The organism is Streptomyces sp. NPDC093085, assembly GCF_040683935.1.
GTDB lineage: Bacteria > Actinomycetota > Actinomycetes > Streptomycetales > Streptomycetaceae > Streptomyces.
Window position 1 is genome coordinate 781,655 of sequence record NZ_JBFBFB010000001.1, and the last position, 22,891, is coordinate 804,545.

Sequence of the window (22,891 nt, forward strand, 5' to 3'; positions counted from 1 at the left end):
TCCGGTGGGGTCATACGCCGGTGTGCAGGGCGATCCGGTGGTCTCCCGCGTACACGTTCATGGAGGCGCCGCGGAGGAAGCCGACGAGGGTGAGCCCGCTCTCGGCGGCCAGGTCGACGGCGAGTGAGGACGGCGCCGAGACGGCCGCGAGGACGGGGATGCCCGCCATGACGGCCTTCTGGGCGAGTTCGAAGGAGGCGCGGCCCGAGACCAGGAGGATGGCCCGGGAGAGGGGCAGGAGGTCCTGGCGGAGGGCGCGGCCGACGAGCTTGTCGACGGCGTTGTGGCGGCCGACGTCCTCGCGGATGTCGAGCAGTTCGCCGTCCTCGGAGAAGAGCGCCGCGGCGTGCAGACCCCCGGTCCGGTCGAAGACCGCCTGCGCCGCCCGCAGCCGGTCGGGGAGGCCGGCGAGCAGGGTGGGTTCGACGCGGACCGGGGGAGTGTCGTGGATCGGGAAGCGGGCGGTGGTCCGTACCGCGTCGAGGCTGGCCTTGCCGCAGAGTCCGCAGGACGACGTGGTGTAGACGTTCCGTTCGAGGGTGATGTCGGGAACGGGGACACCGGGGGCGAGCTGGACGTCGACGACGTTGTACGTGTTGGTGCCGTCGGCCTGGGCGCCCGCGCAGTAGACGATGGAGCGGACGTCCTCGGCGGCGGCGAGGACGCCCTCGCTGACGAGGAACCCGGCGGCGAGCGCGAAGTCGTCGCCGGGGGTGCGCATGGTGATGGCGAGCGGTTTGCCGTTGAGGCGGATCTCCAGGGGCTCCTCGGCGACCAGGGTGTCGGGGCGGGTGGTGACGGCCCCGTCCCGGATCCGGATGGTGCGGCGGCGCTCGGTGACCCGTCCCATGGTGATCAGTCCTACTCGTCGTGGTGTCGCTGTGTCGCTCGTTGAACAGGGTGCCCCGGTTCGGCTCCGTTCAGCCGTGCCGAGCCGGGTTCAGCGCTGCTGTACGTGCTGATAGCCGAAGCGGCCCTTGATACAGAGGTTGCCATGGGTCACCGGGTTGTCGTGCGGGGAGGTGACCTTCACGATCTCATTGTCCTGCACGTGCAGGGTGAGGTTGCAGCCGACGCCGCAGTACGCGCAGACGGTGGTGGTCCGGGTCTGGGCCTCCTCGTCCCAGGTGCCCGCCTCGCGCATCCGGAACTCGGTGGTGAAGCTGAGGGCGCCGGTGGGGCAGACCTCGACGCAGTTGCCGCAGTAGACGCAGGCGGAGTCGGTGAGCGGCGCGTCGTGTTCGGTGGAGATACGGGCGTCGAAGCCGCGCCCCGCGACGGAGATCGCGAAGGTGTTCTGCCACTGCTCACCGCAGGCGTCGACGCATTTGTAGCACTGGATGCACTTGTCGTAGTCGCGTACGTACAGTTCGTTGTCGATCTTCGGCTCTTCGTCGAGCCGGGCGGCGTCCGCTCCGAACCGGTCCGGCTCCGCCCCGTACTCCTCGATCCACTCGGCGGCCCGGGGGGTGGTGGAGAGGTCGGTCGCGGAGGCGAGGAGTTCCAGGACGAGCTTTCTGCTGTGCCGGGCGCGCTCGCTGTCGGTGCGGACGGTCATTCCGGGTTCGGCGCGGCGCGAGCAGGCGGGGGCGAGGGTGCGGGCGCCCTCCACCTCGACCACGCAGACGCGGCACGCGTTCTTCGGGGTGAGGGTGTCGCCCTCGCAGAGGGTGGGGAGGTCGGTGCCGGCGGCGCGGCAGGCGTCCAGGACGGTGGTGCCCTCGGGCACCCGGGTCTCCTGGCCGTCGAGGGTGAACTCGACCAGCCGGCGCGGTGGCTGGAGCGGTATCGCGGTCACAGGGCGCTCTCCGTCTCGTGGGCGGTCGCGGGGGTGGTCGGGGGCGCGGGGGCGGCGGCGTAGACCCCCAGGCGGTCGATGGCGGATTCGACGGCGTTCCAGGCGCTCTGGCCGAGCCCGCAGATGGAGGCGTCCCGCATCGCCCGCCCGACCTCGCGGAGGAGCGCGATGTCGTCGTCGGCGGCGGCCCCCGTACGGCCGGCGATCCGGTGCAGGGCCTCCTCCTGGCGGACCGTGCCGATCCGGCAGGGCACGCACTGGCCGCAGGACTCGTCGCGGAAGAACTCGGCGATGCGCAGCAGCATCCGGGGGAGTTCGACGGTGTCGTCCAGGACGAGGACCACCCCGGAGCCGAGGGTGGTCCCGGCGGCGCGGGTGCCCTCGAAGGTGAGCGGGATGTCCCGTTCGTCGGCGCGTACGAAGCCGCCCGCCGCGCCGCCGAGCAGGACGGCCCGTACGGTGGCGGGCGCCTGGGCGAGGTCGAGGAGTTCGCCGAGGGTGGCGCCGAAGGGGAGTTCGTAGACGCCGGGGCGGCCGACGGTGCCGGAGACGCAGAAGAGCTTGGGCCCGGTGGATCCCGGGGTGCCGGTGGCCGCGTACGCCTGGGCGCCGCCGGTGAGGACGGGGAGGACGTTGACCAGGGTCTCGACGTTGTTCTCGGCGGTCGGTTTGGCGAACAGGCCCTGCTCGACGGGGAAGGGGGGTTTGGAGCGCGGCTCGCCCCGGTACCCCTCGATGGAGTTGAACAGGGCGGTCTCCTCGCCGCAGATGTACGCCCCGGCGCCGCGCCTGATCTCGATGTCGAACGCGTATCCCTGGCCGAGGATGTCGTCGCCGAGCAGCCCCCGGGCGCGCGCCCGGCCGATGGCGTGCCGGAGGAGGCGGAGGGCGCGCGGGTACTCGCCGCGCAGATAGAGGTAGCCGTGGCGGGCGCCGACGGCGTATCCGGCGATGGTCATCGCCTCGATCAGGGAGTACGGGTCGCCCTCCATGATCACCCGGTCCTTGAAGGTGCCGGGCTCCGACTCGTCGGCGTTGCAGACCAGATAGTGCGGGTGGGCGGGCTGGGCGGCGGTGGCCTGCCACTTGCGCCCGGTGGGGAAGGCGGCGCCGCCCCGGCCGACGAGACCGGCGTCGGTCACCTCGCGGATGACCCCGGCGGGGCCGAGTTCGAAGGCCCGGCGCAGGGCCGTGTAGCCGCCGTGGGCGCGGTAGTCGTCGAGGCTGTACGGGTCGACGGCGCCGACCCGGCGCAGCAGCGTCAGACCGGGCTGCCCGGCCTGGGGCACGGCGCTCGCGGCGGCCGGCTCGGCGGGCGCCCCGGCGGGGTCGGCGGCGGCGCGCAGCAGGGCGTCGGCGGTGGCGGGGGCGACGACGGCGGTGGCGTACGGGCGGAGGCGCGGGTCGGGGGTGAGGGTGGTGGGGGCCTCTGGGGCGGCGGTGCCTGGGGTGGCGGGGGATGGGGCGCCGGCCTGGATCAGGAGCGCGGCGGGGGCGCGCTCGCAGAGCCCGAGGCAGGGGCTGGGCTGCCACTGGACGGCGCCCGGGGGTGCGCCTTCCGCCGTACCGCTGGAACCGCTTCCACCACCGCCACCGCCGCCCGGGACGGCACCGCCCGAAACCGCCCCGGCCGGCCCGAGCCGCCGCTCCACCTCCGCCCGGAGGGCGGTGGCGCCCCGGCTCGCGCAGGCCAGGTCGGTGCAGAGGTGGAGGAGCTTCGCGGGGCGGGGGCGTACGGCGAACATCGCGTAGAACGTGGCCACGCCGTACGCCTCCGCCGGGGGCACCGTGAGCCGCCGGCAGAGGTAGCCGAGGGCGCCCTCGCTGATCCAGCCGATCCGGTCGTTGACCGCGTGCAGGCCGGGCAGGAGCAGGTCGCGCCGGTCGCGCGCGGCCCTGCCGCCCCGGGCCCACCGCAGGTCGGTGTCGGTACGGTCGTCCGCGCCCTCCCAGGCGGAGTCGGGCGGGCCGAGCAGCGCGTCCACGGCCGCCCGTTCCTCGTCGGTCGGCTTGCTGTCCCCGAAACGCAGGTCCACGACCTGTCAACTCCTCTCCGGGACGGCGGTATCGACGCCACGGGCAGCGACGGTGGCGGCATCGACGTGCAGCTTCTCGATCCGGATCGCGGACGCCTTGAACTCGGCGGTGCCCGCGATCGGGCAGTTGGCCTCGATGGTGAGCTGGTTGGTGTCCACCTCGTCCGGGAAGTGCATGGTCATGAAGGCGAGTCCGGGACGGAGCCCGGGGTCGATCCAGACCGGGGCCAGGACGGCGCCGCGCCGGGAGCTGACCCGTACCTCCTCGCCGACCGTCACCCCGTACCGCTCGGCGTCCTCCGGGCAGAGCTCGACATACTCGCCGCGCCGCAGCGGGGAGGCGAAACTTCCGCTCTGGACACCGGTGTTGTACGAGTCGAGCCGTCGCCCCGTGGTGAGCCGGATGGGGTAGCGGTCGTCGGTCAGGTCGACCGGCGGGTCGTGCCGGACGATGCCGAACGGGGCGGGCCGGCCGCGCCGTTCGGGGTCGCGCTCCCACAACCGGCCGTGCAGGAAGGTGGGTTCGAGGCGGTCGAGGTCGGGGCAGGGCCACTGGATGCCCTGGTGTTCGGCGAGCCGGTCGTAGGTCATGCCGTAGTGGTCGGGGGAGACCGAACGGAGTTCGTTCCAGACCGACTCGGCGTCCGCGTACGTCCAGGCGTGGCCCAGCCGTCCGGCCAGCTCGCAGATGATCTCGGTGTCCTCGCGCGCCTCCCCGGGCGGGTCGAGCGCCTTGCGCACCCGCTGCACCCGGCGCTCGCTGTTGGTGGTGGTGCCGTCGGTCTCGGCCCACGCGGCGGTGGCGGGGAGCACCACATCGGCGAGTTCGGCGGTCTTCGTGAGGAAGATGTCCTGCACCACGAGGCAGTCGAGGCGCCGCAGCCGCCGGACGGCCTGCTCGCTGTCGGCCTCCGACTGGGCGGGGTTCTCGCCGACGCAGTAGACGGCGCGGAGTCCGCCGCTCTCCATCGCCTCGAACATCTCGGTCAGGTTGAGCCCGTAGCGGGGCTGGATGACGGTGTCCCACGCGGTCTCGAACTTCCGCCGTACCGCCGGTTCCAGGATGTCCTGGAAGCCGGGGAGCCGGTTGGGGATGGCGCCCATGTCGCCGCCGCCCTGCACGTTGTTCTGGCCGCGCAGCGGCTGCACCCCGGAGCCGTATCTGCCGACATGTCCGGTGAGCAGGGCGAGGTTGATCAGGGCGCGGACGTTGTCGGTGCCGTTGTGGTGCTCGGTGATGCCCAGCGTCCAGCAGAGCTGGGCCCGTTCGGCGCGGGCGTAGGCGTGCGCGAGCTCCCTGACGGCCTCGGCGGGCACCCCGGTGACGCGCTCGGCGGCGCTGAGTGTCCAGGGCTCGACCTCCGCCGCGTACGCCGCGAAGCCGGTGGTGGCGCGGGCGATGAACGACGTGTTGTGGAGCCCGGCGTGGATGATCTCGCGGCCGATCGCGTGGGCCAGCGGGATGTCCGTGCCGACGTTCAGCCCGAGCCAGCTCTCGGCCCATTCGGCGGTGGAGGTGCGGCGCGGGTCGACGGCGTACATCCGGGCGCCGTTCCTGATCCCGCGCAGGACGTGCTGGAAGAAGATCGGGTGTGCGAAGCGGGCGTTGGAGCCCCACATGACGATCAGGTCGGTGTGGTCGACCTCGCCGTACGAGGAGGTGCCGCCGCCGGAGCCGAAGACGGCGGAGAGTCCGGCGACGCTCGGCGCGTGGCAGGTCCGGTTGCAGGAGTCCACGTTGTTGGTGCCCATCACCACCCGGGCGAACTTCTGCGCCACGTAGTTCATTTCATTGGTGGCGCGGGCGCAGGAGAACATGCCGAAGGCGCCGCGCGCCGCCGCCAGCCCCTCGGCCGCCCGGTCCAGCGCCTCGTCCCAGGTGGCCCGGCGCAGGGGGCCTTCCTTGGTGTCGCGCACCATCGGATGGGTGATGCGGGCGTAGGTCGTGGGGGTCCGGTCTCGCTTCTTCACGCTGCGCTCTCCTCGGAGTGAGGGCCGGCGGCCGTACCATCCTTCATTGCATACAGTATTCTGTAGGCGGGTGCGCAACGGAACCCCCGGGACAGGGGATTCGGCCACGCACCCGCCGGAACCGCGTGTGCGCGGAGGTGCCGGGGCCCGCCCGGTCAGGCGGCGGCGCCGCGTGCCAGCAGGTCCGAGATGGCGGCCACGGTGCGGAGCGTCGGCACCTCCACCCCGGTGGCCGCCGCGAGTTCGACCACGGCGGCGAGCAGCGCGTCCAGCTCCAGGGGCTTGCCCCGCTCCAGGTCCTGGAGGGTGGAGGTGCGGTGGTCGCCGACGCGTTCGGCGCCCGCCAGGCGCCGTTCGACGGAGATCCGGGGGTGGCAGCCGAGCGCCCGCGCGACCCGCAGCGACTCGTTCATCATCAGCTCGATGACCTCGCGGGTGGAGCGGTGCCGGCACATCTCCCGCATGGTGGCGCGGGTCAGCGCGCTGATCGGGTTGAAGGAGATGTTGCCGAGGAGCTTGATCCAGATGTCCTCGCGCAGCTCCGGCTCGACCGGGCACTTGAGGCCGCCCGCCCGCAGCGCCTCGGCCAGCTCCAGACAGCGCGCGGAGACCGAGCGGTCCGGTTCGCCGATGGAGAAGCGGGTCCCTTCGAGGTGCCGGACCACGCCGGGGCCCGTCAGCTCGGTCGCCGCGTACACCACGCACCCGATCGCACGCTCGGGCGGCAGGACGGCGCTGACGGAGCCCGCCGGGTCGACGCTCTCGATCCGGCGGCCGTCGTACGGGCCCCCGTGGCCGTGGAAGTACCACCAGGGGATGCCGTTCTGGGCGGCGACGACCGCCGTGTGTCCCTGGAGCAGGGGCGCCACCAACGGGCCGCACGCCGCGTAGGAGGTGGCCTTCAGGCCCAGGAACACATAGTCGGCCGGGCCGATGTCGGCGGGCCGGTCGGTGGCGGGCACCCGGGCGGTGAAGTCCCCGCGCGGGCTGCGTATCCGGACTCCGTACTGCCGCATGGCCGCCAAGTGCGGTCCACGGGCGAGGAGATGGACATCGGCGCCGGCCCGGTGCAGGGCGGCTCCGACATAGGCGCCGATGGCTCCGGCGCCGACGACTGCGACTTTCACGGTGGGGCTCTCCGTTCGGTTGAGGGGGACCGATGAAGGGCGAGGGCGAGGGGGTGGGGCGTGGGGTATGACCTCCGGCTTCTCCGGGCACATGCCGGAGAAGCCGGAGAAATATTGTCTACAGTATGGAATTGCGGTCGACAAGGCTCCAGTTCGGCATACAATCAGCAAACTCCGGCTCAAGATCTTCCCAAGCGGGGCCACCCGTTCCTAGAGTCGCGCCCATGAAGCCACCACTCGCACCCGCCGGCTGGAGCCGCTGGCTGGTGCCCCCCGCCGCGCTGTCGGTGCACCTCTCGATCGGCCAGGCGTACGCCTGGAGCGTGTTCAAGCCCCCGCTCGAATCCGCCCTCGGTCTCTCCGGCACCCAGAGCGCGCTCCCGTTCCAACTGGGCATCGTGATGCTCGGTCTGTCGGCCGCCTTCGGCGGCACCCTGGTCGAACGCAACGGGCCGCGCTGGGCGATGACCGTCGCCCTCTGCTGCTTCTCGTCCGGCTTCCTCATCGCCGCGCTCGGCGCCGCCACCTCGCAGTTCTGGCTGATTGTGTTCGGCTACGGATGCGTCGGCGGGATCGGCCTCGGCATCGGCTACATCTCGCCGGTCTCCACGCTGATGAAGTGGTTCCCCGACCGGCCCGGTATGGCCACCGGCATCGCGATCATGGGGTTCGGCGGCGGCGCGCTCATCGCCTCGCCGTGGTCCGCCCAGATGCTCCAGTCGTACGGCACCGGCACGGACGGCATCGCGTACGCCTTCCTCACCCACGGCCTGGTGTACGCCGCGTTCATGAGCCTCGGCGTGCTGCTGGTCCGGGTTCCCCCGCCGGGCTACCGGCAGCAGGCCCCCGAAGCCCCCGAGGCCGAGGTCGGGGCGAAGGCCGAGGAGGAGGCAAAGCCCGCCGCCGGCTCGCTGATCTCCACCGCACAGGTCTCCGCACGCTCCGCGATCCGCACCCCCCAGTTCTGGTGCCTGTGGATCGTCCTCTGCATGAACGTCACGGCGGGCATCGGGATCCTGGAGAAGGCCGCCCCGATGATCACCGACTTCTTCGCGAAGAGCTCCACGCCGGTCTCCGTCTCGGCCGCCGCCGGGTTCGTGGCGCTGCTCTCCGCGGCCAACATGGCGGGCCGGATCGGCTGGTCCTCCACCTCGGACCTGATCGGCCGCAAGAACATCTACCGCCTCTACCTCGGTGTCGGCGCCGTCATGTATCTGCTGATCTCGCAGTTCGGTGACGCGTCGAAGCCGCTCTTCATCGGCTGCGCCCTGGTGATCCTCTCCTTCTACGGAGGCGGCTTCGCCACCATCCCCGCCTACCTCAAGGACCTCTTCGGCACCTACCAGGTCGGCGCCATCCACGGCCGGCTGCTGACCGCCTGGTCCACCGCGGGCGTCCTCGGCCCGCTGATCGTCAACTGGGTCGCCGACAGCCAGGCGGAGGCCGGCAAGAGCGGCTCCGGGCTCTACGGGCTCTCCTTCACCATCATGATCGGACTGCTCGTCGTCGGCTTCGTCGCCAACGAGTTCGTCCGCCCCGTCCACCCCCGCCACCACCACATCCCCGAAGCGGAAGAGAAGAAGGAGGAGGCAGCCGATGAGCACCTCGCCGACGAGCAGCGCGACCCCGTCCGGTGACCGCAGGACCGGTCTGATCGTCTTCGCCTGGCTTTGGGTCGGGATTCCCCTCGCGTACGGTGTGTACGAGCTGGTCCTCAAGGTCACTCAGCTCTTCACCGGATGAGACGGAAGCTCCAAGCGAAGCCGACGAATCCTGTTGGTTCCCCCGCACCGTTACCGGCGAGTCGCTGACAAGACTGGACCACTCCTGTGATTGTCGACGAAGAGGGGGTCCCGGGATGACCGGTACTCGTATCGCCGCGCTGGGGCACTATCAGCCCGCCAAAGTGCTCACCAACGACGACCTGGCGGCGATGGTCGACACCAGCGACGAATGGATCACGAGCCGGGTCGGCATCAGGACCCGGCACGTGTCGGGACCCGATGAGCCGGTGGACGAGCTGGCCGCGTACGCGGGCGCCAAGGCGATCGCGGCGGCCGGTCTCGCCCCCGCCGACATCGACATGGTGCTGGTCGCCACCTCCACGGCGATCGACCGGTCGCCGAACACCGCCGCGCGGGTCGCCGCGCGGCTCTCCATGGGCTCCCCGGCCGTCATGGACCTCAATGTGGTCTGCGCGGGCTTCACCCACGCGCTGGCCACCGCCGACCATGCCGTACGGGCCGGATCCGCGACCAAAGTGCTGGTCATCGGCGCGGACAGCATGAGCGGCGTCGCCGACTGGACGGACCGTACGACCTGTGTGCTGGTCGGCGACGGCGCCGGTGCCGCCGTCGTCGTGGCCACCGAGGAGGGCGAGGAGCCCGGGATCGGCCCGGTGCTCTGGGGCTCCGTCCCGGAGATGGGGCACGCGGTACGGATCGAGGGCACCCCGCCGGTCTTCGCCCAGGAGGGGCAGTCCGTCTACCGCTGGGCCACCACCCAGCTCCCGCCGATCGCCCGCCGGGTCTGCGAGCGCGCGGGGATCGCCCCGGAGGAGCTGGCCGCCGTCGTGCTCCACCAGGCGAACCTGCGGATCATCGAGCCCGTCGCACAGAAGATCGGCGCGGTCAACGCGGTCATCGCCCGCGATGTCGTGGAGTCCGGCAACACCTCCGCCGCCTCGATCCCGATGGCGCTCTCCAAGCTGGTGGCGCGCGGCGAGGTCGCGTCGGGGGCCCCCGCGCTGCTCTTCGGCTTCGGCGGCAACCTCTCGTACGCGGGCCAGATCATCCGCTGCCCCTGAACCCGGCCGCCCGCTGAAACCCGGCCATCCGGCCATGATCTCGGGCAGGGTCGGTAGACTGTAGACGATAGCCAATGTGGTGATGCCCTCACACGCTGTGTGCGGGCGCTCCACCAGGGGTTGTCGCCACCGTCATCGACACAGCCGGCCAGGAGGTCGACCGCGATGCTGTCCGCGAAGCTGGCGCAGGGATCCGTCCCCAAGCTCGAACGGCCGGGTCCCCTGCGGGAGCGCGTCTACGAGGCCCTGCTCGAACTCATAACGACCCGGGCGCTCCAGCCCGGACAGCACCTCGTCGAGAGCGAACTCGCGGGCCACCTCGGGGTGTCGCGGCAGCCGGTGCGGGAGGCGTTGCAGCGGCTCAACACCGAGGGGTGGGTCGATCTCCGCCCGGCGCAGGGCGCCTTCGTCCACGAGCCGACCGAGGAGGAGGCGGACCAGCTCCTCTCGGTCCGTACGCTGCTGGAGGCGGAGGCGGCCCGGCTGGCCGCCGCCAACTCCGGTACGGCGGGCATCGCCGCGCTGGAGGAGCTCTGCGCCCAGGGGGAGCGCGCGGTGGCCGACGACGACGTGGACCGGGCCGTCGCCGTCAACGCCGCTTTTCACGCCAAGGTGATGGAGCTGGCGGGCAATGTCGTCCTGGCCGAACTCGCCGCCCAGGTGGACCGCCGGGTCCGCTGGTACTACACGCCGGTCGCCCGGCAGCGCGGCAGACAGTCCTGGATCGAGCACCGCGAGCTGATCGCCGCGATCTCCGCCCGGGACGAGGCGCGCGCCACCGAGGTCATGAAGGCGCACACGGAGCACACCCGCGCCACGTACCACCAGCGCGAACGCACCTGACCCGGGCACCCGGGGGCTCCCGGAAGGCTTCCGGGGCTTCCCCGGCTCCCGGGGCTCCCGGGGCTTCCGAGGGGCCGGGGGTTTTCGAAGGCCGTCACACGGGCCGTCGTACGGACGGCGTGTGGCGGCCTTCGCGCGCCCCGGGGCGGACGGGGGGATCGCCTTCCGGCCACCTTCCGGCCCCTCCTTTGTCCTCGCTGTGGAGAAAGTTGGTACTGATTCCCGCGCAACTTCTTCCCCCTTCGGGCAACCGCTGCTACGTTCCCTCGAAAGCGGCGGCACGGGGAGACCCGGCCACGATCATCTGCGCATGACGCATACGGCCGAGCAGGCGGGGAGGGGCGCGTGAGACGAATGACCGCACGACCGGCAAACGCTCACCAGGCGCGGCTGCTCAGGCTGTTGCGCGACGGCGGCCCCAACTCCCGGGCGCAGCTCGGCGATCAGGTCGACCTGTCGCGCTCCAAGCTCGCCGTCGAGGTCGACCGGCTGCTGGAGACCGGGCTGGTGGTGGCCGACGGGCTCGCCGCCTCGCGCGGCGGCCGGCGCTCGCACAACATCCGGCTGGCCCCCGCCATGCGCTTCCTCGGCGTCGACATCGGCGCCACCTCCATCGATGTGGCCGTCACCAACGCCGAGTTGGAGGTCCTGGGCCATCTCAACCACCCCATGGACGTCCGCGAAGGGCCCGTCGCCGTCTTCGAGCAGGCCCTCGTCATGGCCAACAAGCTGAAGGACAGCGGGCTGGCCGAGGAGTTCGACGGCGCGGGCATCGGCGTGCCGGGCCCGGTCCGCTTCCCCGAGGGGGTGCCGGTCGCCCCGCCGATCATGCCCGGCTGGGACGGCTTCCCGGTACGGGAGGCGCTCAGCCAGGAACTCGGCTGCCCGGTCATGGTCGACAACGACGTGAACCTGATGGCGATGGGGGAGCAGCACGCGGGCGTCGCCCGCTCCGTGGGCGACTTCCTCTGCGTCAAGATCGGCACCGGCATCGGCTGCGGCATCGTCGTCGGCGGCGATGTCTACCGGGGCACCACCGGCAGCGCCGGGGACATCGGCCATATCCAGGTCGAGCCGGAGGGGCGCGCCTGCCCCTGCGGCAACAAGGGGTGTCTGGAGGCGTACTTCAGCGGCGCCGCGCTCGCCAGGGACGCGGACGAGGCGGCCAGGGACGGCCGCTCGCCCGAACTCGCCACCCGGCTCGCCGAGTCGGGCGGTCCGCTCACCGCCGTGGACGTCGCCGCCGCCGCGGCGGCCGGCGACCCGGCGGCGCTGGAGCTCATCCGCGCCGGCGGCAACCGGGTCGGCCATGTCATCGCCTCCCTGGTCAGCTTCTTCAACCCGGGTCTGGTGGTGATCGGCGGCGGGGTGACCGGACTCGGCCACACGCTGCTGGCCAGCGTACGGACCCAGGTCTACCGCCAGTCGCTGCCGCTGGCCACCGGCAACCTTCCCATCGTCCTGGGCGAGCTGGGACCCACCGCCGGGGTCACCGGCGCGGCCCGGCTCATCAGCGACCACCTGTTCTCACCGGCCTGAGGCCGGTGGCCCGCATCTGACCACCCGATACGGCTACACCTGACCCGCACCACGGCACAACGGGCCGTCGAGGCCCCCGGAAGAACCGCGCCACCGCACCGGGCACCACCTGTGCACCACCCGTGCACCCCAGCACCACCCGCACCACCCGCGCCACCCGTACGAGCCGCCAGAGCCGCACGAGCCGCAGAGCCGCACCCCGCGCACGTACCACCGCGCACGTACCACCACACGTACACCCCGCGCACGTACCACCGCACACGTCGCACGTACCACCGCACACACCCCGCACACCGCGTCCGTCAGCTCCGCCGCACCCTGCCCGTGGGCCCGCCTGTCCCACGGGGCGGGCCGCTACCGCCGAGGGGATCCGCCATGGCACCAGCTCCACCACCGACCCCGCTGCTCACCATGTCCGGCATCACCAAGACGTTTCCCGGCGTGCGCGCCCTCGACGGGGTGGACCTGGCGGTCGAGGCCGGCGAGGTGCACTGTCTGCTCGGCCAGAACGGCGCCGGCAAGTCCACCCTCATCAAGGTGCTCGCCGGGGCCCACCAGCCCGACGGCGGGGTGATCACCTGGCGCGGCGAGCCCGTCACCCTCAAGTCGCCCATCGCCGCGATGCGGCTCGGCATCGCCACCATCTACCAGGAACTCGACCTGGTGGAGGGGTTGTCGGTGGCCGAGAACATCTTCCTCGGCCATGAGCCCACCACCGCCGGGTTCGTGGTCAAGGGCCGCGAGGCGCGGACCCGCGCCACCGCGCTGCTCGCCCGGCTCGGCCACCCCGAGATCCCGGCCACCCGCGCGGTCGGCGAACTCTCCGCCGCCCAGCAGCAGATCGTCTCGATGGCCCGCGCGCTCTCCCACGACGTACGGCTGATCGTGATGGACGAGCCCTCGGCCGCCCTCGACCCCGACGAGGTCGACAACCTCTTCCGTACCGTCGACACCCTCACCGCCGACGGGGTCGCGGTCATCTACATCTCCCACCGTCTTGAAGAGATCCGGCGCATCGGGGATCGGGTCACCGTCATCAAGGACGGGCGCACGGTCGCGGTCGCGCTCCCCGCCAAGGAGACCCCGACCCGCGAGGTCGTCGCCCTGATGACCGGCCGCAACGTCGAGTACGTCTTCCCCGAACGCCCCGGCGACACCGCCGATTCGGGCCCCGCCGACTCCGTCACGGATACCGGCGGATCGCGCCCCGAGCCCGTGCTCCGGGTCGAAGGGTTGTCCAGGGAAGGCGAGTTCGCCCCCGTCGACCTCACCCTGCGGCCCGGCGAGATCGTCGGCCTGGCGGGGCTGGTCGGCTCCGGGCGCTCCGAGATCCTGGAGACCATCTACGGCGCCCGGCGCCCCACCGCGGGCCGGGTCTTCGTGGACGGCGTCCCGCTCCGCCCCGGCAGCGTCCGCGCCGCCGTGCGCGCCGGGCTCGGCCTCGCCCCCGAGGAGCGCAAGGCCCAGGGGCTGCTGCTGCTCGAATCCGTCACCCGCAACGTGTCGGTCTCCTCGCTCGGCCGCTTCGCCCGGGGCGGCTGGCTCGACCACTCCGCGGAGCGCTCCGCCGCCCGCGCCGCCACCAGGGAACTCTCCCTGCGCCCCGACAACCCCGACGTCCCGGTCCGCACCCTCTCCGGCGGCAACCAGCAGAAGGCGGTCCTCGCCCGCTGGCTGCTGCGCGGCTGCCGGGTGCTGCTGCTGGACGAGCCCACGCGCGGGGTCGACGTGGGCGCCCGCGCGGAGCTCTACGCCGTGATCCGGCGGCTGGCCGACGAGGGCCTCGCCGTCCTGCTCGTCTCCAGCGAGGTCCCCGAGGTACTGGGCCTCGCCGACCGGGTGCTGGTGCTCCGTGAGGGGCGGGTCGTCCACCGGGCGCCCGCACAGGAACTCGACGAGCACCGGGTGCTCGATCTCGTGATGGAAGGGAGTCCGACGCCATGACACAGCCCGCCTCCGAGGAGCGGCGCGGCGGGCCCGACGGCGCGCCCGCGTCCGGGCCGCCCTCGCCCACCCTGACCTCCTCGCCGAACTCCGCCGACTCCGCCGGCTCTTCGGCGGCGAAGGACCCGACGGCCTCGTCCGCCGCCGGGGACCGCCCCGCCCACGGCGCCCGTACCGACAAGACGCCCTCGCCGAGCGGCGGTTGGCGCGACCTCGGGCTGCGGCTCGATGTCCGCAACCTCTCCCTGCTCGGGGTGCTCGCCGCGCTGATCGTCGTCGGCGGCATCACCAGACCCGAGCAGTTCCTCGCCGGGACCAACCTCCAACTGGTCCTCACCCAGGCGTCGGTGATCGGCGTGGTCACCGTCGGCATGACCTTCGTCATCACCAGCGGCGGCATCGACCTGTCGGTCGGCGCCATCGTCGCGCTCGCCTCCGTCTGGGCCACGACCCTGGCCACCCAGGAGTTCGGGTTCGCCGGGATTCTCTTCACGGCGGTGGTCGTGGGGCTCGGGTGCGGCCTGGTGAACGGGGTGCTCATCGCGTACGGCGGGATGGTGCCGTTCATCGCGACGCTCGCGATGCTCGCCTCCGCCCGCGGCCTCGCCCTCCTGATCACCGAGGGCAAGACGCAGATCGTCACCGTCAACTCGGTCCTCGACCTCGGTCTCCCGGACGCGTACGTGCTGGGGATCCCGCCGCTGGTGCTGGTCTTCGCCGCCGTCACCGTGATCGGCTGGCTGATCCTCAACCGGACGACCTTCGGCCGGCGCACCGTCGCCGTCGGCGGCAACGCGGAGGCGGCCCGGCTCGCCGGGATCGACGTCCGCCGCCAGCGCCTCTACCTCTATCTGCTCTCCGGACTCTGCTGCGGGATCGCCGCCTTCCTCCTGATCATCCTGGCCGGCTCCGGCCAGAACACCAACGGCAACCTGTACGAGCTGGACGCCATCGCCGCGGCGATCATCGGCGGCACCCTGCTCAGCGGGGGACGCGGCACGATCGTCGGCTCGGTCCTCGGGGTCCTCATCTTCACCACGATCACCAACATCTTCGCTCTGAACAACCTCCAGAGCGACGTCCAGCAGATCGCCAAGGGCGCCATCATCGTCGCCGCCGTCCTGGTCCAGCGCCGCACCGCGCGCCCCGGCGAGGCATAGCACCCCCGCCTCGCACCCGCCCCCGTCGCACCGCCCTACCGAAGGGTTGAACCGCCATGGCAGAAACCAGCCGCAGAGGACTGCTGTTCGGGGCCGCCGCCGTCTCCGCCGGCGTCGTCCTCACCGCCTGCACCAGCAACGAACCCGCCGCGTCCAAGGAGACCGCCACCAACAGCGGACCGGCCGCCGACGACAAGGAGGGCAAGGCCCTCACCATCGGCTTCGCGGGGCCCCAGGCCGACCACGGCTGGCTCAACGCGATCAACGAGCAGGCCAAGGCGCGGGCGAAGAAGTACCCGGAGATCACCCTCGACATCACCGAGGGCTCCAACGACATCGCCGCGCAGATCGGCCAGGTCGAGACGCTCATCAACAAGAAGGTCGACGTCCTGGTGATCCTGCCGGCCGACGGCAAGGCCCTCACCCAGGTCGGGCTGAAGGCCATGCGCGCCGGGATCCCGGTCATCAACCTCGACCGGGTCTTCTCCAACCCGCAGGCGTACCGCGCCTACATCGGCGGCGACAACTACGGCATGGGCGTCAACGCCGGCAACTACATCGGCCAGAAGCTCAAGGACAAGCCGGACGCCAAGGTCGTCGAGCTGGCCGGGATCGACGGCCTGGAGCTGACCCAGCAGCGCACCAAGGGCTTCGACGACGCGCTGAAGAACTACCCCAACATCAAGAAGGTCGCCCGGCAGGCCGCCGACTTCACCGTCGAGTCGGGCCAGGCCAAGATGGCCCAGCTCCTCCAGGCGCAGTCCTCCTTCGACGCGCTGTGGAACCACGACGACGACCAGGGCGTCGGCGCGCTCCGCGCCATCCAGCAGGCCGGCCGCAAGGACTTCCTGATGGTCGGCGGCGCCGGTGCCAAGTCCGCGATGGACGCGATCAAGGCCGACAACACCGTGCTCAAGGCCACGGTGCTCTACCCGCCCACGATGGCCGCCTCCGCCATCGACCTGGCCCGCACCCTCGGCAACGCCCGGGGCGTCAGCGGCCTCGCGGAGCTGGAGATCCCCGCCTCGGTCACCCTCTTCTCGGCCGTGGTCGACAAGGACAACGTCGACCAGTACCTCCCCACCGGCTTCAACTGACCCGCCCGCCGGTGGAGTCAGCGGGCTCCACCGGCGCCTCCGGGTCACCCCCACCGAGCGAGAGACGAGGAGTACTCCGTATGACCCCTACGGAAGCGGCGGCCCACGGCGCCGACGCACCGCCGGCACTCGGCATCGGCATGGTCGGATACGCGTTCATGGGCGCCGCCCACTCCCAGGGCTGGCGCACCGCGGGACACGTCTTCGACCTGCCGATGCGGCCCGTGCTCGCCGCGATCTGCGGACGGGACGAGGCCGCCGTGCGGGACGCCGCCCAGAGACACGGCTGGGCCGCCGCCGAGACCCGGTGGCGCGCGCTGATCGCACGCGATGATGTGTCGGTGGTCGACATCTGCACCCCCGGGGAGAGCCATGCGGAGATCGCGATCGCCGCACTGGAGGCCGGCAAACACGTCCTGTGCGAGAAGCCGCTGGCCAACTCGGTCGCCGAGGCCGAGGCGATGGTACGGGCCGCCCGGGAGGCACGGGCCCGGGGCCAGGTGGCCATGGTGGGCTTCAACTACCGCAGGGTGCCGGCCATCACGTACGCCAGGAAGCTGATCGAGGAGGGCCGGATCGGGGCGCTGCGCCATGTCCGGGCCACCTACCTCCAGGACTGGCTGGCCGACCCGGCGGCCCCGCTGACCTGGCGGCTCAAGCGCGAGCAGGCCGGCTCAGGGGCCCTCGGCGACCTCGGTGCGCACATCGTGGACCTGGTGCGGTATCTGTCGGGGGAGGAGCTGGTGGGGGTCTCCGCGCTGGCCGAGACCTTCGTCAAGGAACGCCCCGTCCTCGGCGGCGCGCGGGCCGGGCTCTCCGGCGCCGCGGGCACGGAGACGGGCGAGGTCACCGTGGACGACGCGGTGGTGTTCACCGGACGGCTCGCCTCCGGCGCGCTCGCCTCCTTCGAGGCGACCCGGATGGCGTCCGGGCGGAAGAACGCGCTCCGGCTGGAGATCAACGGGGAGCGCGGCTCGCTCGCCTTCGATCTGGAGCGGCTGAACGAGCTCTCCTTCCACGACCACACCGAGCCCGCCGCCTCCTCCGGCTTCCGCCGGATCCTGGTCACCGAGCCGGACCATCCGTATCTGGAGGCGTGGTGGCCGCCGGGGCACGCGCTCGGATACGAGCACACGTTCACCCACCAGGTGCGCGATCTGGTCGAGGCGGTCGCCGCCGGGCGGGATCCGGCGCCGTCCTTCGAGGACGGGCTCCAGGTGCAGCGGGTGCTCGCCGCGGTGCAGGACAGCGCGGAGAAGAACGCCGTGTACACCCCGGTACCGACGGCCTCGTCCTGACGAGGCCAGTGCCTCTCCCGGCACCGAACCGGTTCCCGGACCGTCCGGGGACCGAGTGCCCTCCCGGCACAGAAATCTGGGATGTCCCAGAAGGAGGTCCGAATGCCCCGCCCGTTCACGCTCTTCACCGGCCAGTGGGCCGATCTGCCCCTGGAGGAGGTGTGCCGGCTCGCCCGTGACTTCGGCTACGACGGGCTGGAACTCGCCTGCTGGGGCGACCACTTCGAGGTCGACAAGGCCCTCGCGGACCCCGGCTATCTGGCCGGCCGCCACCAGCTCCTCGACAAGTACGGGCTGAAGTGCTGGGCGATCTCCAACCACCTCGTCGGGCAGGCGGTCTGCGACCACCCCATCGACGAGCGCCACCAGGGCATCCTGCCGCCCCGTATCTGGGGCGACGGCGAGCCCGAGGGCGTCCGGCAGCGGGCCGCCGCCGAGATCAAGGACACCGCCAGGGCGGCGGCGGCCTTCGGCGTCGACACGGTGATCGGCTTCACCGGCTCCTCGATCTGGCACCTCGTGGCGATGTTCCCGCCCGTGCCGCCCGGGATGATCGACCGGGGGTACGAGGACTTCGCGGAGCGGTGGAACCCGATCCTGGACGTCTTCGACGCCGAGGGCGTCCGCTTCGCCCACGAGGTCCACCCGAGTGAGATCGCGTACGACTACTGGACCACCCACCGCGCGCTGGAGGCGGTGGACAGGCGTCCCGCGTTCGGACTGAATTTCGACCCGAGCCACTTCGTCTGGCAGGACCTGGACCCGGTCAACTTCCTCTACGACTTCCGGGACCGGATCTACCACGTCGACTGCAAGGAGGCGCGCAAGCGCCTCGACGGCCGCAACGGGCGGCTCGGCTCCCATCTGCCCTGGGGCGACCCCCGGCGCGGCTGGGACTTCGTCTCGGCCGGCCATGGCGATGTGCCCTGGGAGGACGTCTTCCGGATGCTGCGCTCGATCGGGTACGAAGGTCCGGTCTCCGTGGAGTGGGAGGACGCGGGCATGGACCGGCTCTCCGGGGCGCCCGAGGCCCTGGCGGGGCTCAAGCGCTTCGACTTCGACCCGCCGAGCGCGTCGTTCGACGCCGCCTTCGGGGGCGGTGAGTAGGCCGTACGGTCCCGGGCGCGGCCCGGTTCGCACGGTCCGGCCGCCCGGCGGTGGCGACACGCCGCCGGGCGGTTCGGCCTGCCCGGTGGGCGCTTTGTCCTTAAGGTGGAAGAAGTTCAACTTCACCCGTGCGCAAGGTCTTTCGGTGCGGGACGAACCCGGCTACCGTCCATGACATTGAGTTGTACAGACCAACAGGTGACAGCCGTCCGTACAACGCACAGCAACATCACGACACAGCACAGCGCACAGCACAGCACAGCACGGCACAGCGCACAGCACGGCACAGCACAACGGTGGTCTCCGGTGTGACGGCGCACGTCGGTGACATAGCCACCCTCCACGGGGAATCCGGTGCGGGACCACCGCCCCCGGGGAGGCGAGAGCGCGGGACACCGTGCCCTCCCGGCAGCCCGCACCCGTACGAACAGCCCACTCTGGAGGACTTTCGTGCACAGAAAACGCCCCCGAGTCAGAAAAACCCTCGCTCTCCTGGCCGGAGCCCTGCTCGCCGGATCGAGCCTGAGCACCGTACCCGCCGCCGCCCATGAGCCCGAGACGCCGTCGGCGCCGGCCGCGGAGGAGAGCTTCCAGCAGGTCACCCTCGCCAAGGGCGCCGACGAGGTCGGTGAGCCCATGTCGCTCGCCGTCCTCCCGGACCGCAGCGTCCTGCACACCTCCCGCGACGGCACCCTGCGGATCACCGACGCCGGCGGCGACACCCGGGTCGCCGGGGTCCTCGACGTCTACAGCCACGACGAGGAAGGGCTCCAGGGCGTCGGGGTCGACCCCGGTTTCGCCGAGAACCGGGCGATCTACCTCTACTACGCGCCCCCGCTCGACACCCCCGCGGGCGACGCCCCCGAGAACGGCACCGCCGCCGACTTCGCCCCCTTCGACGGGGTCAACCGGCTCTCCCGCTTCACGCTGAACGAGGACGGCACCCTCGACAAGGCGAGCGAGAAGAAGGTCATCGACGTCGCCGCCTCCCGGGGCACCTGCTGCCACGTCGGCGGTGACATCGACTTCGACGCCGACGGCAACCTGTACCTGTCGACCGGCGACGACACCAACCCGTTCGCCTCCGACGGCTACACGCCGATCGACGAACGCGCCGACCGCAACCCGGCGTTCGACGCCCAGCGCAGCGCGGGCAACACCAACGACCTGCGCGGCAAGCTGCTCCGTATCAAGGTCGCGGACGACGGCTCGTACACCATCCCCGAGGGCAATCTCTTCGCCCCGGGCACCGAGAAGACCCGCCCCGAGATCTACGCGATGGGCTTCCGCAACCCCTTCCGGATCTCCGTCGACAAGCCGACCGGCATCGTGTACGTCGGCGACTACGGCCCCGACGCCGGCGCCGCCTCCCCGACCCGGGGCCCCTCCGGCATGGTGGAGTTCGCCCGGGTCACCGCCCCCGGCAACTTCGGCTGGCCGTACTGCGTGGGCAAGAACGAGCCGTACATCGACTACGACTTCGGCACCAAGGAGTCCGGCGCCGCCTTCGACTGCGCCGCCCCGAAGAACACCTCGCGGCACAACACCGGACTCACCGACCTGCCGCCCGCCCAGCCCGCCTGGATCGACTACGACGGCGGCAGCGTCCCCGAGTTCGGCAACGGCTCCGAGTCCCCGATGGCCGGCCCGGTCTACCGGTACGACGCCGACCTCAACTCCCCGGTGAAGTTCCCCGAGGAGTACGACGGCGACTTCTTCGCCGGGGAGTTCGGCCGCCAGTGGATCAAGCGGATCGAACAGGACGCCGACGGCAAGGTCGAGAAGATCAACCCGTTCCCGTGGTCCGGCACCCAGGTCATGGACATGGCCTTCGGCCCGGACGGCGCGCTCTACGTCCTCGACTACGGGCTCTCCTGGTTCGGCGGTGACGAGCACTCCGCGCTCTACCGCATCGAGAACTCCACCGGCGGCAAGTCGCCCATCGCCGTGGCCGCGGCGAACAAGACCTCCGGCAAGGCCCCGCTGAAGGTCGCCTTCTCCTCCGCGGGCACCCAGGACCCCGACGGCGACGAGCTCACCTACGCGTGGGACTTCGGCGACGGCGCCACCTCGACCGCCCTCAACCCCACCCACACCTACCGCACCAACGGCACCTACACCGCCCGGCTCACGGTCACCGACCCGACCGAGCGCACCGGGACCGCCTCCGTCCGGGTGGTCGTCGGCAACACCGCACCGAAGGTGACCGTCGAACTCCCGGCCGACGGAGCCCTCTTCAACTTCGGCGACACCCTCCCCTTCAAGGTGAAGGTGACCGACCCGGAGGACGGGGAGATCGACTGCTCCAAGGTGATCGTCCGCTACATCCTCGGCCATGACAACCACGGCCACCCGATCACCTCCACCACCGGGTGCGAAGGCACCATCACCGCGCCCGCCGACACCGAACACGACCCCAACGCCAACATCTTCGGTGTGATCGACGCCGAGTACACCGACGGCGGAGGCGGCGGCCAGGCCCCCATCACCAGCCACGGCCAGGCCCAGCTCCAGCCGCGCCACCGGCAGGCCGAGCACTTCAACAACTCCTCCGGCATCACCGTCCAGGAGAAGGCCGCGGCCAACGGCGGCAAGACCGTCGGCGACATCGACAACGGCGACTGGATCTCCTTCAAGCCGTACAACCTCACCGGCGCCAAGACGCTCACCGCCCGGATCTCCTCCGGCGGCGCCGGCGGCTTCCTGGAGGTACGGACCGGCTCGCCCACCGGCACCCTGCTCGGCTCCGCGCCGGTCCCGGTCACCGGCGGCTGGGAGATCTTCCAGGACATCGACGTCCCGCTGCGCTCCGTGCCGAAGAAGACCACCGAACTCTTCCTGGTCTTCAAGGGCGGCTCCGGCGCCCTCTACGACGTGGACGACTTCCAGATCTCCAACTCCGCGCCCGGCAAGACCGAGAAGCGGGTCCTGGTCTTCTCCAAGACCGCCGGATTCCGCCACGACTCCATCCCCGAGGGCATCAAGGCCCTGAAGGAGCTCGGCAAGACCACCGGCATCACCGTCGACGCCACCGAGGAGGCCGGCCAGTTCACCACCAACAACCTGGCCCGGTACGACGCGGTGGTCTTCCTCTCCACCACCGGTGACGTCCTCAACGCCGACCAGCAGAAGGCGTTCGAGAACTACGTCTCCACCGGCGGCGGTTACATGGGCGTCCACGCGGCGGCCGACACCGAGTACGAGTGGAAGTTCTACGGCGGCCTGGTCGGCGCCTACTTCGACTCGCACCCGGCGATCCAGTCCGCCACCGTACGCGTCGAGGACCACGACCACCCGGCCACCGCGCACCTGGACAACACCTGGCAGCGCACCGACGAGTGGTACAACTACCGCACCAACCCCCGCGACCAGGCCCGTGTCCTGGCCACCCTCGACGAGACCACCTACAACGGCGGCACCATGAAGGGCGACCACCCGATCGCCTGGTGCCAGACCTACCAGGGCGGCCGGTCCTTCTACACCGGGGGCGGCCACACCAAGGAGTCGTACGCCGAAGACGCCTTCCGGCAGCACCTGTTGGGCGGCCTGAGGTACGCGGCCGGCCAGGTCAAGGCCGACTGCAAGCCGAAGACCGGCTACCGCTCGCTCTTCAACGGCGAGACCCTCGAAGGGTGGAAGCAGGCAGGCCCCGGAAAGTTCGACATCGTCGACGGTGAACTCCGCTCCCAGGGCGGCATGGGGCTGCTCTGGTACCAGGCCAAGGAGTTCGGCGCCTACTCCCTCAAGCTCGACTGGAAGATGGAGGGCGACGACAACTCCGGTGTCTTCGTGGGCTTCCCGGCCTCCGAGGACCCCTGGTCCGCCGTGAACAACGGGTACGAGGTGCAGATCGACGCCACCGACACCCCCGACCGCACCACCGGCGCGGTCTACGGCTTCCAGTCCGCCGACCTCAAGGCCAGGGACCGCGTCCTGCGCCCGCCGGGCCAGTGGAACCACTACGAGATCAAGGTCCAGGGCGAACGGCTGCGGATCTTCCTCAACGGCGTGAAGATCAACGACTTCACCAACAAGGACCCGGCACGGAGCCTGAAGAACGGCTACATCGGGCTCCAGAACCACGGAGCCGACGACCACGTGTCGTTCCGGAACATCGAGATCAAGGAACTGCCCGCCACCTGACGGGCGGCACCGCAGACCGGCG

The 22,891-nt window shown here is 71.4% G+C and carries 16 protein-coding genes; 11 read left to right on the plus strand and 5 right to left on the minus strand.

From position 1 onward, the window contains the following. Nucleotides 1–10 precede the first annotated feature (10 nt). From fdhD to AB0O07_RS03225, 5 genes are all read right to left on the minus strand, one after another. Nucleotides 11–850: a formate dehydrogenase accessory sulfurtransferase FdhD gene (gene fdhD / locus AB0O07_RS03205; protein ID WP_365625984.1), complete on the minus strand. Its 840-nt coding sequence runs from the start codon at nt 848–850 to the stop codon at nt 11–13. A 90-nt stretch (nt 851–940) separates the two neighbouring features. Further along, entirely contained in the window at nt 941–1,798 is an 858-nt protein-coding gene (locus tag AB0O07_RS03210; protein WP_365625987.1) for a 2Fe-2S iron-sulfur cluster-binding protein, read from the minus strand. Next, a complete protein-coding gene (locus AB0O07_RS03215) occupies nt 1,795–3,834 on the minus strand; it encodes an NADH-ubiquinone oxidoreductase-F iron-sulfur binding region domain-containing protein (protein ID WP_365625989.1) in 2,040 nt (679 codons plus the stop codon). Before AB0O07_RS03215 ends, AB0O07_RS03210 begins: the two co-directional genes overlap by 4 nt. A 6-nt stretch (nt 3,835–3,840) precedes the next feature. Further along, on the minus strand, nt 3,841–5,805 hold the full coding sequence (locus AB0O07_RS03220) for a molybdopterin-dependent oxidoreductase (protein ID WP_365625992.1): 1,965 nt from the start codon (nt 5,803–5,805) through the stop codon (nt 3,841–3,843). Between the two features lie 155 nt (nt 5,806–5,960). Then, nucleotides 5,961–6,932, minus strand: coding sequence for a 2-dehydropantoate 2-reductase (locus AB0O07_RS03225; RefSeq protein WP_365625995.1), 972 nt, complete (start codon nt 6,930–6,932; stop codon nt 5,961–5,963). A 224-nt stretch (nt 6,933–7,156) separates the two neighbouring features. Between AB0O07_RS03225 and AB0O07_RS03230 the strand changes: the two genes are divergently transcribed. The 11 genes from AB0O07_RS03230 to AB0O07_RS03280 all read left to right on the plus strand — a co-directional run bounded on the left by AB0O07_RS03230 (nt 7,157) and on the right by AB0O07_RS03280 (nt 22,869). Beyond that, on the plus strand, nt 7,157–8,569 hold the full coding sequence (locus AB0O07_RS03230) for an OFA family MFS transporter (RefSeq protein ID WP_365625998.1): 1,413 nt from the start codon (nt 7,157–7,159) through the stop codon (nt 8,567–8,569). Further along, nucleotides 8,529–8,675 carry a hypothetical protein gene (locus AB0O07_RS03235; protein WP_365626001.1) on the plus strand — a complete coding sequence of 49 codons (147 nt, stop codon included), beginning with the start codon at nt 8,529–8,531 and terminating at the stop codon, nt 8,673–8,675. Before AB0O07_RS03230 ends, AB0O07_RS03235 begins: the two co-directional genes overlap by 41 nt. A gap of 115 nt (nt 8,676–8,790) precedes the next feature. Beyond that, a complete protein-coding gene (locus AB0O07_RS03240) occupies nt 8,791–9,738 on the plus strand; it encodes a beta-ketoacyl-ACP synthase III (RefSeq protein WP_365626004.1) in 948 nt (315 codons plus the stop codon). Nucleotides 9,739–9,903: 165 nt separating this feature from the next. Then, nucleotides 9,904–10,581 (plus strand): GntR family transcriptional regulator, encoded by a 678-nt coding sequence (locus AB0O07_RS03245; protein ID WP_365626007.1) that lies wholly within the window; start codon nt 9,904–9,906, stop codon nt 10,579–10,581. Between the two features lie 354 nt (nt 10,582–10,935). Beyond that, a complete protein-coding gene (locus AB0O07_RS03250) occupies nt 10,936–12,120 on the plus strand; it encodes an ROK family transcriptional regulator (protein WP_365626010.1) in 1,185 nt (394 codons plus the stop codon). Between the two features lie 375 nt (nt 12,121–12,495). Continuing rightward, complete coding sequence (locus tag AB0O07_RS03255) at nt 12,496–14,064, plus strand: sugar ABC transporter ATP-binding protein (protein WP_365626013.1); 1,569 nt, start codon at nt 12,496–12,498, stop codon at nt 14,062–14,064. Continuing rightward, a complete protein-coding gene (locus tag AB0O07_RS03260) occupies nt 14,061–15,224 on the plus strand; it encodes an ABC transporter permease (protein ID WP_365626015.1) in 1,164 nt (387 codons plus the stop codon). Before AB0O07_RS03255 ends, AB0O07_RS03260 begins: the two co-directional genes overlap by 4 nt. Before the next feature lie 56 nt (nt 15,225–15,280). After that, entirely contained in the window at nt 15,281–16,321 is a 1,041-nt protein-coding gene (locus tag AB0O07_RS03265) for a substrate-binding domain-containing protein (RefSeq protein WP_365626018.1), read from the plus strand. Nucleotides 16,322–16,401: 80 nt separating this feature from the next. After that, nucleotides 16,402–17,619, plus strand: coding sequence for a Gfo/Idh/MocA family oxidoreductase (locus AB0O07_RS03270; protein ID WP_365626021.1), 1,218 nt, complete (start codon nt 16,402–16,404; stop codon nt 17,617–17,619). Between the two features lie 102 nt (nt 17,620–17,721). Next, nucleotides 17,722–18,726 carry a sugar phosphate isomerase/epimerase family protein gene (locus tag AB0O07_RS03275; protein WP_365626024.1) on the plus strand — a complete coding sequence of 335 codons (1,005 nt, stop codon included), beginning with the start codon at nt 17,722–17,724 and terminating at the stop codon, nt 18,724–18,726. Nucleotides 18,727–19,176: 450 nt separating this feature from the next. Then, nucleotides 19,177–22,869 carry a ThuA domain-containing protein gene (locus AB0O07_RS03280; RefSeq protein ID WP_365626027.1) on the plus strand — a complete coding sequence of 1,231 codons (3,693 nt, stop codon included), beginning with the start codon at nt 19,177–19,179 and terminating at the stop codon, nt 22,867–22,869. The last annotated feature ends 22 nt before the right edge of the window (nt 22,870–22,891 follow it).